At 65.9% G+C, this 11,731-nt stretch carries 11 protein-coding genes; 8 read left to right on the top strand and 3 right to left on the bottom strand.

Annotation, left to right across the window (positions count from 1 at the left end; translation table 11 throughout):
- The first annotated feature begins 54 nt into the window (after positions 1-54).
- The 8 genes from NWE53_RS09190 (at position 55) to flaF (ending at position 6,556) form a co-directional block, all read left to right on the top strand.
- On the top strand, positions 55-1,188 hold the full coding sequence (locus NWE53_RS09190) for a flagellar basal body P-ring protein FlgI (RefSeq protein ID WP_265054014.1): 1,134 nt from the start codon (positions 55-57) through the stop codon (positions 1,186-1,188).
- Positions 1,188-1,544: a rod-binding protein gene (locus tag NWE53_RS09195; protein WP_265054015.1), complete on the top strand. Its 357-nt coding sequence runs from the start codon at positions 1,188-1,190 to the stop codon at positions 1,542-1,544. Before NWE53_RS09190 ends, NWE53_RS09195 begins: the two co-directional genes overlap by 1 nt.
- Entirely contained in the window at positions 1,531-2,019 is a 489-nt protein-coding gene (locus NWE53_RS09200; protein WP_265054016.1) for a hypothetical protein, read from the top strand. Before NWE53_RS09195 ends, NWE53_RS09200 begins: the two co-directional genes overlap by 14 nt.
- A 194-nt stretch (positions 2,020-2,213) precedes the next feature.
- On the top strand, positions 2,214-2,666 hold the full coding sequence (locus NWE53_RS09205) for a hypothetical protein (RefSeq protein WP_265054017.1): 453 nt from the start codon (positions 2,214-2,216) through the stop codon (positions 2,664-2,666).
- Between the two features lie 244 nt (positions 2,667-2,910).
- Positions 2,911-4,233 (top strand): flagellin N-terminal helical domain-containing protein, encoded by a 1,323-nt coding sequence (locus tag NWE53_RS09210; protein WP_265054018.1) that lies wholly within the window; start codon positions 2,911-2,913, stop codon positions 4,231-4,233.
- Between the two features lie 200 nt (positions 4,234-4,433).
- Complete coding sequence (locus NWE53_RS09215) at positions 4,434-5,762, top strand: flagellin N-terminal helical domain-containing protein (RefSeq protein ID WP_265054019.1); 1,329 nt, start codon at positions 4,434-4,436, stop codon at positions 5,760-5,762.
- A 46-nt stretch (positions 5,763-5,808) separates the two neighbouring features.
- Complete coding sequence (flbT, locus tag NWE53_RS09220) at positions 5,809-6,201, top strand: flagellar biosynthesis repressor FlbT (protein WP_265054020.1); 393 nt, start codon at positions 5,809-5,811, stop codon at positions 6,199-6,201.
- Entirely contained in the window at positions 6,185-6,556 is a 372-nt protein-coding gene (flaF, locus tag NWE53_RS09225; RefSeq protein ID WP_265054021.1) for a flagellar biosynthesis regulator FlaF, read from the top strand. The genes flbT and flaF overlap by 17 nt, the downstream gene beginning before the upstream one ends.
- Before the next feature lie 219 nt (positions 6,557-6,775).
- Here flaF and NWE53_RS09230 read toward each other — a convergent pair whose 3' ends face one another.
- From NWE53_RS09230 to NWE53_RS09240, 3 genes are read right to left on the bottom strand one after another with little or no spacing between them, the layout of a single operon-like run.
- A complete protein-coding gene (locus tag NWE53_RS09230) occupies positions 6,776-8,293 on the bottom strand; it encodes a flagellin (protein WP_265054022.1) in 1,518 nt (505 codons plus the stop codon).
- A gap of 7 nt (positions 8,294-8,300) precedes the next feature.
- On the bottom strand, positions 8,301-10,172 hold the full coding sequence (gene flgK, locus NWE53_RS09235) for a flagellar hook-associated protein FlgK (protein WP_265054023.1): 1,872 nt from the start codon (positions 10,170-10,172) through the stop codon (positions 8,301-8,303).
- A gap of 59 nt (positions 10,173-10,231) precedes the next feature.
- Entirely contained in the window at positions 10,232-11,632 is a 1,401-nt protein-coding gene (locus tag NWE53_RS09240) for a flagellar hook protein FlgE (RefSeq protein ID WP_265054024.1), read from the bottom strand.
- Positions 11,633-11,731 lie beyond the last annotated feature (99 nt).

Raw genomic sequence — 11,731 nt, forward strand, 5'->3', positions numbered from 1 at the left:
GGCACGCGGCTCGCAGGGGATGGTGAACTTGAACCTGTCCCCTGGTGCCGAAGCATGTTCCGCAACTCCGCCCTGACGACGCTGCTGAAGCCGCTGGCCGCCCTGCTGGCCGTGGCGGTCGGCCTGTCGGCACAGCCGGTGTTCGGGCTGTCTCGGATCAAGGATCTCGCCGCGGTCGAGGGCGTGCGCACCAACCAGCTGCTCGGTTACGGCATCGTCGTCGGCCTCAACGGCACGGGCGACACGCTGAACAACACGCCTTTCACCAAGCAGTCGCTGCAGGCGATGCTGGAGCGCCTCGGCGTCAACACGCGCGGCGCCAACATGCGCACCGCCAACGTCGCCGCCGTGATGGTCACCGCCAACCTGCCGCCCTTCTCGACGCAGGGCACCCGCGTCGACGTCACCGTTTCGGCGATGGGCGACTCCAAGTCGCTGCAGGGCGGCACGTTGCTGGTCACACCGCTGCTCGGCGCCGATGGCGAGGTCTACGCCGTCTCGCAGGGGCCCGTGGCGATCTCCGGCTTCTCGGCCGAGGGCGATGCCACCAAGATCACCCGCGGCGTGCCGACCGTCGGCCGCATCGCCAATGGCGGCGTGGTCGAGCGCGAAATCGATTTCGCCCTGAACAAGCTCTCGACGCTGCGCCTCTCGCTGCGCAACCCGGACCTGACCACGGCCCGCCGCATGGCCGCCGCGATCAACGACTTCGTCGGCGGCGACTCGGCCGAGCCGACCGACCCCTCGACCGTGGTCCTCCAGATCCCGCCGCGCTTCAAGGGCAACATGATCCGGCTGCTGACCGATATCGAGCAACTGCGCATCGAGCCCGACCAGCTCGCCCGCATCGTCATCGACGAGCGCTCAGGCATCATCGTGATGGGCAAGGATGTCCGCGTCTCCACCGTCGCGGTGGCGCAGGGCAACCTGACCGTGACCATCAGCGAGACGCCGCAAGTCTCGCAGCCCAACGAATTCGCCCGTGGTCGGACGGTGGTGACGCCGCAGACCAGCGTCAAGGTCGACACCGGCGGCGGCAACAAGCTCGCCCTCGTCAAGGAAAGCGTGACGCTGGCCGAGCTCGTCGACGGGCTCAACGCGCTGGGCATCGGCCCGCGCGACCTGATCTCCATTCTCCAGGCCATCAAGTCGGCAGGTGCGCTGCAGGCCGAAATCGAGGTGATGTGATGACTGCTGCCCTCGCGCTTCCCGCCGCCAACCTCGCCCTCGGTATCGCCGGCAAGGTCGCCAGCGGCATCGCCGATGCGCTCGATCCGGCCAAGGCCAAGGCGAAGAAGCAGGCCGACGACTTCGAGACGATGTTTCTCGAACAGATGACCGACCGCCTGACCGCCAGCGACGGCACCGAAGGCCCGCTCGGCGAAAACGGCACGGGCGGCGGTATCTGGCGCTCGCAGCTCAGCCAGCAATACGCCAAGCAGATCCAGAAGGCCGGCGGCATTGGCCTGTCCGACCAGATCATGCGCGACCTGATCAGCCTGCAGGAAAAGGCCGCCGGCGGGGCGCAGAATGTCGGCGGCTAAGTTGATCCTGGATGAGAGGCCGCGCATCGCCGATGCGCTCAGCGCCCGCGCGCTGGTCGAGGCCGTGCTCGAGGCGCTGGGTTCCCTGTCGCATCTCGTCGGCGAGGAGACCGAGCTCGTCCGGGCCGGCCGCCTGCCGGAGGCGATGAGCCGTGAACCGCGCAAGACCGAACTCGCCGGCATCTATATGCGCGGCGTCGAGCAGGTGAAGCTCAATGCGGTCGCGCTCGCCCGCTTCGTGCCCGATCAGGTGAAGCGCCTGAAGGAAGCCCACCTCGCCTTCCAGGGCCTGATCGAAACCAACCAGATCGTGCTCGCGACGGCCCGTGCCGTCTCCGAATCCGTCATCCGCGACCTGGCAGCCGACGCCAACAAGCCGATGCGCGCGAACGGCTACGGCCCCGCAGCCTCGGTCGGCGCCGGCGCCTTCGCCCGTCCGAATTCCGGCCCACTCGTCGTCTCGCGGCGCCTGTAGCCAGCCTCCGCCAGCCCGGCTCACCACGATACTTTCCGGAGCGGCTGCGTCGGAAACCCTCAATATTTACCTAACTTCCTAACGGCGGATTCAATCTTTTCTGTCATGTTTTCATCGTCGGGCAGGTCTGTCCTGTTACCGGCGATCGACGAACGCGGCGCGACGGTGCCGTGAAAGCTCCAGAAGGAGTGGCTGTGGAATTTGGCAACGCACCCCGGATCGTGGCCGCGCCCGGCGCGCCGGCTGTCACGCGTTCCGACGTCACCGCCCAGCCGGGCAGCGTCGCCGTCGATCTCCCGCCCGAGAAGACCGTCCAGTCGGCATCCGCCGGAGCGGCCGTTAATGTCGAGGTCCGGGCCGAGGCGCGCGATGCCCAGAGCCGCGCGAACGGCGAGCGCCGCGCCTTGATCAACGATCAGAACGGACGCGCCGCCAATCGCACCGTCGACGAAACCGTCGAGCGCAAGTTGATCATCGACCCGCAGACCCGCGCGATCGTCCTGCAGAAGAAGGACCGCGAAACCGGGGAGACGGTCTCGCAGTTGCCGGACGAAACCCTGCTGAAGCTGCGCGCTTATTCGCGCGAGCTGACAGAACGGGCTCGCGAGGCCGAGGACACCCGCCATCAGGTCGAGCGCACGGCCTGACGGCCTGCCGCTCCCGCCCATCGCATCTGCTCGCCGCCCGCCTCGTGCGGGCGGTCTGCGTTTCGGCGCTCTGAACGCGCCGGGGCCGTTAAAGGCCGCTTAACCATGGCCCGACAAGTCGGCGATCCGCCTTAATTCGCCGGCCGAAATTTACCGGTTGTTACCGGCTGGGCCGCCAGGGTCGCCCCGTCCTGGCCAGAACGGCCGGGGCGCCAGAAGGCACCATACCAGAAGGTAAACACAGATGGCCGTCTCTCTCTCCTCGGGCGTTAGCAACGCGCTCTCGTCGCTGCAGTCGATCACCGCCCAGGCCCAGGCTTCCCAGTTCAAGCTGGCCACCGGCAAGAAGGTCAACACTGCGGTTGACAGCCCCGTCAACTACTTCACCGCCGCTTCGCTCAATGACCGCTCCAGCCAGCTCACGGGCCTGCTCGACGGCATATCGAACGGCATCCAGACCATTCAGACCGCCTCGAAGGGTATCGACGGCATCACCAAGCTGGTGAGCTCCCTGCAGTCGACCATCAAGCAGGCGCAGTCGGACGCCGCCCAGAACCGCCCGACCAAGGCTGGCACCGCTCTCGCGACCGCGGCCGAAGCAGCCGTGACCTCGAAGAGCCTCAAGGACATCGCCCTCGACAAGAAGATCGGCGGCGCGGATGCCACGGCTGACGCCGCCACCGCCACCACTTCGGGCGACGTCGGTATCGACACCACGACTGCCGTCAAGGCCGCCGTTTTCCTGAAGTCGGATACCACGACGTACACCGCCAGCTTCGACTCCACCACCGCAACGGTTCGTGACGTCGTCAACGAGATCAACAAGTCGGGCATCGCCACCGCCTTCGTCGACGAGAAGGGCCAGCTCAACGTCAAGGGCACCGGTTCGGAAGAAGTGCAGTTCGGCTTCGGCGTCGGCACTGACGACACCACCTCCCAGGCCGCTGCCGCCGGCGCCGGCAACGCCAACGCCAAGATCGGCTTTGCGACCGCGGACAACGTCGCGGGCACCGGCATCAAGGGTCAGGCCATCACCTCGGCCGTCCGTTCGAACCTGATCGACCAGTACAACGACCTGCGTAGCAAGATCGACGATCTCGCCAAGGACTCGAGCTACAACGGCATCAACCTGCTGAAGGGCGACCGCCTCTCGATCCAGTTCAACGAGAAGACCGGCAAGAACCAGACCAAGCTCGACATCCAGGGTTCGGACGTCACCTCCGACAACCTCGGCCTCGTCAAGGCTGGCAACACCAAGCTCACCGGTCAGGTCAACTTCCAGAACGACTCCGACCTCGAAGCAGCGACCAAGGCCCTCACCGGCGCCCTGACCTCGCTGAAGTCGCTCTCCTCGACCTTCGGTGCCAACCTCTCGGTCGCGCAGACCCGGCAGGATTTCACCAAGGACATGGCTGACACGCTGAGCACCGGCGCCGCCAATCTGGTGAACGTCGACGCCAACTCGGAAGCCGCCAACCTGCTCGCGCTGCAGACCCGTCAGCAGCTCTCGCAGACGGCGCTGTCGCTCTCCAACCAGAGCGAACAGGCGGTCCTGCGGCTGTTCTGATCTTCGGTCCGCAGAAGCGGATCAACCCGCAGAACGCGGGGCGAAGTCAAAGAGCGGCGGAGCTACGGCTCCGCCGCTTTTTCGTTCGGCACGGCGGCGAGATAGTCGCCTCGATTAACCTTTTATTATCCCTAACGCGGGATTATCGCCCCTGAAATCAGGTTGCATCGCGCCGGAGTCGCGCGTTCAGGGGACCGAAGATGGCCAGCACGATCCTTTCCAGCGGTGTCCGCAACAACCTCTTGACGCTGCAGCAGACGACGGCCCAGCAGAACGTCATCCAGAATCGACTTGCTACCGGCAAGAAGGTCAACTCGGCGATCGACAACCCGGTCAACTACTTCACCGCGCTCTCACTGAATGACCGCTCCAGCCAGCTGACGGGCCTGCTCGACGGCATCTCGAACGGCATCCAGACCATCCAGACCGCCTCCAAGGGCATCGACGGCATCACCAAGCTAGTGGGCTCGCTGCAGTCGACCGTCAAACAGGCCCAGGCCGACGCGGCCCAGAATCGCCCGACCAAGGCCGGCACGGCTCTGGCGACGGCGACGGAAGCGGCAGTGACCTCGAAGAGCCTCAAGGACATCGCTCTCGACAAGAAGATCGGCGGCGCGGACGCCACGGCGGACGCAGCCACCGCCACCTCTCCCGGTGACGTCGGCATCGACACCACGACCAACGTCAAAGGCGCCATTTTCCTGAAGTCCGGGAGCACGACGTACACCGCCAGCTTCGACGTCGCCAATGCGACAATGCGCGACGTCGTCAACGAGATCAACAAATCGGGCGTCGCCACAGCCTTCATCGACGAGAAGGGCCAGCTCAACGTCAAGGGCACCGGTTCGGAAGAAGTGCAGTTCGGCTTCGGCGTCGGCACTGACGACACCACCTCCCAGGCCGCTGCCGCCGGCGCCGGCAACGCCAACGCCAAGATCGGCTTTGCGACCGCGGACAACGTCGCGGGCACCGGCATCAAGGGTCAGAGCATCACCTCGGCCGTCCGTTCGAACCTCATCCAGCAGTACAACGACCTGCGCACGCAGATCGATCAGCTCGCCAAGGATTCGAGCTTCAACGGCATCAACCTGCTGCAGGGCGACCGCCTCTCGATCCAGTTCAACGAGAAGACCGGCAAGAACCAGACCAAGCTCGACATCCAGGGTTCGACCCTGTCCGCTGATAACCTCGGCATCAGCCAAGCCATCAACACCCAGCTCAACGGCTTCATCAACTTCCAGAACGATGCCGACCTGGACAAGGCGACAGCCGCGCTGACCGGCGCGCTGACCTCGCTGAAGTCGCTGGCCTCGACGCTGGGCTCCAACCTCTCGGTCGCGCAGACCCGGCAGGACTTCACCAAGGAACTCGCCAACGTGCTGACCACCGGCGCGGGCAACCTGGTGCTGGCCGATCCGAACGAGGAAGGCGCAAGCCTGCTGGCGCTCAACACCCGCCAGCAGCTCTCGCAGACCGCGCTCTCGCTGGCGAACCAGGCCGACCAGGGCGTCCTGCGTCTCTTCGGCTGACGCTTCCGCGATCGCCGCCCTCCCCTCGCCAGAAGGCAGCACAGACATGGCCCTCAAGGTCGAGCTCAAACCGCGCGAACGGATCATCATCGGCCAGGTGGTGATCCGCAACGACGAGCAGCGCACGCGCTTCTTCATCGAGGGCGACGCCCCGATCTTGCGCGAGAAGGACATCCTCACGGCCGCGACCGCGGACAGCCCGGCCAAGAAGATCTATCTCGCCATCCAGCTGATGTATCTGGCTCAGGATCCGACGCATCAGCACGAGACCTATTTCCAGCTGGTGCGCGATTTCATCAACGCGGCGCCCAGCGCTCTGCCGCATGTTCATGAGATCAATAACCGCATTTTAAGCGACGACCTCTACAAGGCTCTCAAGGCGGCCAAGAAGCTGATCGGCTACGAAGCGGAATTGATCGAGAATGCAAAACGGGTTTAACGCCTACGCCGCCGCTGCCAAGACAGCTCAATCCGTCGTTTCGCCTCGCGAGCTCGAAGCCTCCCTCCTGATCAAGGCCGCCACCCGGCTCCAGGCCGTCGCCGACGACTGGAGCATGCGCGAGCGGGAGCTCGACGAGGTCCTCACCTATAATCGCCGCCTCTGGACGTTGCTGGTCTCGGCCGTGATCGCCGAGGACAACCCGCTGCCGGTCGGCATCAAGCAGAACATCCTCGGCCTCGCGAATTTCATCTTCAACCAGACGTTCCGGATTTCATCCGATCCGCAGCCGCAAAGTCTCGGCATCCTCATCAACATCAACCGGGACATCGCGGCCGGCCTGCGCGGGCGCTGACGCGCCTACCGAACCGCCGACGTTGGACAAACGCCGCCCTTTCGGGGCGGCGTTTCTGTTTTGGGGGACGCTTCGGGACTTTGCCTGGAGCACAAGGGCGTCATCCCGGACAAGCTGCGCAGCAGCGCCGATCCGGGATCCATCATAGAGCTCCGGAGCCCTCCGATGGATCCCGGGGCAAGCCCGGGATGACCGCGGCCCCGCAAAGAATCAGTATGATCAGAGGAAGTTCGTCAATGACAGCTTCGAGAGCATCGACGTCACCTGATAGCTCGCCTGCAGCTGCGTCTGCAGCGCCAGAATCTGCGTCGCGACCTCTTCCGTCGTGACGTTCTCGATGCCCTCGAGCGTCGTGGTCAGATAGCCCTTGGTGGCCTGGTGGCGTTCCTTGGCGCTGGCGAGCGCCGTCTGGGCCGAGCCGAATTCGGTGATGATCTCGGCCGGCTTCTGCGTGCTGCCGCCGAAACCCAGCTTCTCGCTGACGCGCGATGTCATCGCCTCGTAGCGAGCCTGCGAATTCGCGTCGCCGGCCGGGTAATTCTCGGCCGACATGATCGCGAACTGGGCGAGGCCGACGCGGAAAGCCTCCTCATTGGCGCGGGCACCCGTGCCGACGATCTGCCCCTGATCGATCTGCACAGTGGCCGTGCTGCGCGCCGGGTCTGCCCCGTCGTCGCCGCGATACCAGATCACCGTCGTGGCCGCCGCGCCGGCATTGGTCGGCGGCAAGGTCGCGGTGTCGAAAGGCGGTCCTGGAACACGCTTCGGCGGGTTGCCGAGGCTGCCGGCGAAGAAGTCCTGCGCCGCCACCTGTGAGGAAGCGGCCGAAAGCGTCGTCTTCGCCTCCTTACCGAGCCCCGCCGCGATCGAGGCGCGCAGATTGGCGGCCGTCGCGTTCGCATCGGCGCCGATCTCGAAGGAATCGGTGTCCGAACCCGTGGTGCCCGCCGCACGGGCCGTCAGCACCACCTCCTCCTGCGTCCCGTCCGGCAGGTTGAGCTTGATCCGCACCGTGTCGCCGGCCACGGGCTGCGACGCGACATTGACCGCGACATCGGCCGGCGGGCCGGCATTGAAGGTCGTCGTCATCGCGGCCGTACTGCTGGAGGCGCCGGCGATCTTGAAACCGTAGGGATGGACCGTCGCTTCCTCGGCGATGGTCGCCGTCGCGCCGGTGCCGCCCGTCGTCAGCCGGCCGAGGCCGGAGCCGAGATCGGCCTGCCGGCGTTCGTCGATCAGTTGCTTCAGCCCGGCTTTGCCGGCGCCGTCGCCGTTCATGATCTCGCCGAAGCCGGCCGTCGGCTGGGTGTCGGAGGTCTTGCCGGAGAAGAGGTAGCGGCCATTGACCGCGATGTTCAGCAGGTCGAGCGTCTGCTTGAACTTCTCCTCGGCCAAGACCTGCGGCGAGGAACGGCCGCTGGCGCTCGGCACATAGCTGTTGGAGCGCGTGTCGTTGCGGGTTTCGCTGGCGAGCTTCGCGAAGTTCTCGACCGATGTCGTCTGCAGCTTCACGTTCACATTGCTGAGCTCGATGCCGCTCAGCCAGGAATCGATCGTCGAGACCTTCGCGTTGAGGTCGAGGCTGACGCGCCGGTCGATGCCGAGGTCGCCATAGCTGGTGCTGCGCTTCTTCGTGTCGAGCTGGCGCTGGAGATCGTCGAACTGGGCGCGGGTCGAGGCGAACTCGTTGGGCTTGGCTGTGCGATAGGCACCGGTTCCATAGGAGGTGATGGTCATGGCGGGCTCACACTCTCAGCAGCACGTCCATCATCTCCTTGACGGTGGAGATGATGCGGGCATTGGCGGCGTAGGCGGTCTGCAGCTCGATCAGCATGGACATCTCCTGATCGACATTGACCTGCGCGGTTGCTTGAAAACGGCTCTGGATCGAGGCGAGCGCGACCTGCTGGCCCTCGTCGAGGCGCTGGGCCGCCTCGACGGCCTGCCCCTGCGACGAGACCACGCGCTGGACGAAGTTGGCCATCGTCGTGGTCGAGGTCGCGCTGTTGCCGTCGAGCCCGACCGCATTGGTGAAGGAGCGCTGGCTCTGCGTCAGCCGCTCGAGCATCTGCTTGGGCCGGGTCGCGTCGCCCTGTGCCGTCGGGGGCGAGGTGTTGTAGACGGCGAGCAGCGATCGATCGGCCACGAGCGCCGGGTTGATCGCGATCCGCCCCGCGAAGCCGACGGTCTGCGAGCCGCCTTCATAGGAACCGGTGAAGGGCGTCCCGGCCGAGCCATCGACGAAGAAGGGCAGCTCCGGCGTTCCGCCTGCCGAAGACAGTGCCGTGTTGGTCGGCCGCGACGTCAGGCCGAGCACGTCGCGCGTGCCCGCCGCGCCGTCGTCGACGATGCGTAGGGTCGAGCCCGTGTTGGAGACCGTGAAGCCTCCGCCCACCGCAGCCTGGATCTGGGCCGCGACCGAAGCCGGACCGCCGGAAAAGTCGATGCCGATGACGCGATTGTTGGCATCGCCGCCGGCCGATGTCGGCAGCGGCAGCGAAGCAGCAGAATCGACCCTGACGAAGGTGAAGCGCTGCGTCTGGCCCCCCGGCGTCGCCTTGTAGTCGAGCGTGACCGTATTGCCGGATTGCAAGCCTGCCAGATCGACATCGAAGCCGGAGGCGGCGCCCGCCGTCACGGCCGTGCCGGCGATCTCGCGGTCAGAGAGCGCCTTCGACATCTGCGCGGCTATTTCGTCGAGCTGGGCCTGCGCCTGCACCAGCGTCTTGTCGCGCAGCTCGATATTGGCTGCGATCTCGCCCGAGCGGAAGATCTTGTTGGCGATCGCATCCGAGGCATTCCCGGATGCGTCCTTCATCGTGATCGTGCCGACCCCGCGCTTCGCCGGGTCGATGTTCCACTGATCGTCGGGCCCGAGCCCGGCATGCTCGTCGAAGCTGAAGGTGACGGCCGGCTTGCCGTCGAAGAGCTGCGTGCCCGAGCCGGTGACGACGCTGATCGAGCCGCGCGCATCTTCCGTGGTCTTGATGTCGATGTATTGCGACAGCTCGGACAGGATCAGGTCGCGCTGGTCGCGCAGGCTTGCGGTCGCGCTGTCGTTGGGGCTCGCGACGATGCGCGCATTCACCTTGGTCAGCGCGCCGAGCAGGTCGTTGACCTTGGTGACGCCGTTGGCGATGCCGCTCTCGGCCTGGCTGCGCAGTGCCTGCACGCCGTTGGAGAGCGTATTGAGCTGCCGCGCGAGCTGTGTGGCGTTGTCGATCACCTGCGAGCGCAGGCTGTAGGAAGACGGGTCGTTCTGCAGCGCCTGCAGCGCACCGGTGAACTTGCTGAAGATCGTGTCGAGCGCCGTCGCGCTGCCCGGCGCGCCGTAGAGCTTGTCGAGGTTCGACATCGCGCTCGCCCGCGTCGAGGTGTAGGCGGCGCCCGAGGACTCCTGCCAGAGCTGATGCTGCACGATCTTGTCGAGCAGCCGCTGCACCTGCGTGTTCTGCACACCGATGGTGAGCCCGGACAGGCTGTCATTGGTCGAGACCGACCGCCGGACATAGCCCGTCGTCCCCGCATTGGCGACGTTCTGCGAAACGACGCCGATGCCGACCTGCGTGGCGTTGAGGCCGCCGATCGCCGTATTGAGGGAGGTACTCAGACCCATCGCCAACTCCTGTCGCTAGCAGCGGCCCTCCTGGGCCGCGCCGGCCTTGCCGAAACGGCTCAGCGGATGATGTTGAACACCGCGCTCAGCATCTCCTGCGCGGTGGTGATGACCTTGGTGTTGGCCGAATAGGCCTGCTGAGTGACGATCATCTTCGAGAATTCGTCGGCGATGTCGGTGTTCGACTGCTCGACGCTGCCGCCGACGAGCTGCGAGGTGCCGAGGCCGATGATCGGCGGGCCGGATTCGATCGTTTCCTCGAAGGCGCCGCCATCGAGCCGCTTGAGCGAATTGTCGGCATTGAAGCGCGCCACCGAAAGCTGGGCCAGCGCCACGACCTGGCCGTTGCTGAACGTGCCGATGACCTGCCCTTCCGCCGAGACGGAGACGCGATCCAGCGTACCGGCGGTGTAGCCGTCCTGGCGGATGCTGCGGGCGTCGATCTGGCCGCTGACGTCGCCGTTCTGGGTCAGGCCATTGCCGCCTGTCGTCAGGTTGATGCCGGTGATCGTCGTGCCGCCGATCGTCATGGTCGGGATCGGGATGTCGCCGCTGGCCGGGTTGGTCATCTGCCCGGTCGAGCCGAAGGTGACGCTGACATTGGCGTTGCGATAGGCGACGGCGGTGCCGGTCGCGCCGGTATTCTCGGCGACGAACAGGTTCCAGGTGTCGGTTGTCGCCGGCGGGCCTGCCGAAGCGTTGGTGGTCTTGGCCCAGCGCAGCTCGACGCTGGTCGCCCGGCCAAGCTGGTCATACACCGTGACCGAGCCGCCCGGGATCGAGCGGCTGAGGAAGTTCGTCACCTCGCTGCCGACGACGATGCCGGTGCCGCCCTGCGTGGTCGAGAGCGGGTTGCTCGCCGGGAACGCGGCAGGGCTGAGCAGTTCCGAGCCCGGAACCGTGCTGTCGGCATTGTTGGTCTTCGGATAGGCCGGGATGTTGGCGCGGTACTCGATCGAGGTCGTCGCCTTGGCCGGGAATTGCTCCTTGGTGATGCGCAGCACCTCGGGCTGGGTGCCCACGAGCTGGCCGGTCACCTGGTCGATCTTCAGGCCCTTGAGGTAGTAGCCCGCGCCGTTGACGAGATAGCCGTTGGCGTCGAAGTCGAAATCGCCGCGGCGGGTGTAGAGGTTCTGGTTGGCGAACTGGGTGTTCGCGCCGACGCCGCTCGCCCGCTGGTCGACCACGAAGAAGCCGTCGCCGTTGATCGCGACGTTGGTGTCGATGCGGGTGGCGTTGAGGTCGCCCTGGATCGAGTTCGTCGCCTGGCTGAAGGCCGCGACGGAGCCGGCGATCTGCCGGTTCAGCGCCGCATCCGGCACCAGATCGGCGAAGGTCGTGTCGACGCGCTTGTAGCCGGTCGTCCGCGAATTCGCGATGTTTCCGGAAATGTTCTCCAGCGCATAGGACTGCGCCGTCATCCCCGAAACCGCCGTCGTCAGCGCACTGAAAACACCCATGGAACCCTCACCTCGACCGGCCGCCCCCCAAGGGCTGCCCACAACTCGAGGCCTGATCTGCACGGCGCATGCCATGCGAGTGTTCTTTTGGTTTCAGAG

Source organism: Bosea sp. NBC_00550, assembly GCF_026020075.1.
Classification (GTDB): domain Bacteria; phylum Pseudomonadota; class Alphaproteobacteria; order Rhizobiales; family Beijerinckiaceae; genus Allobosea.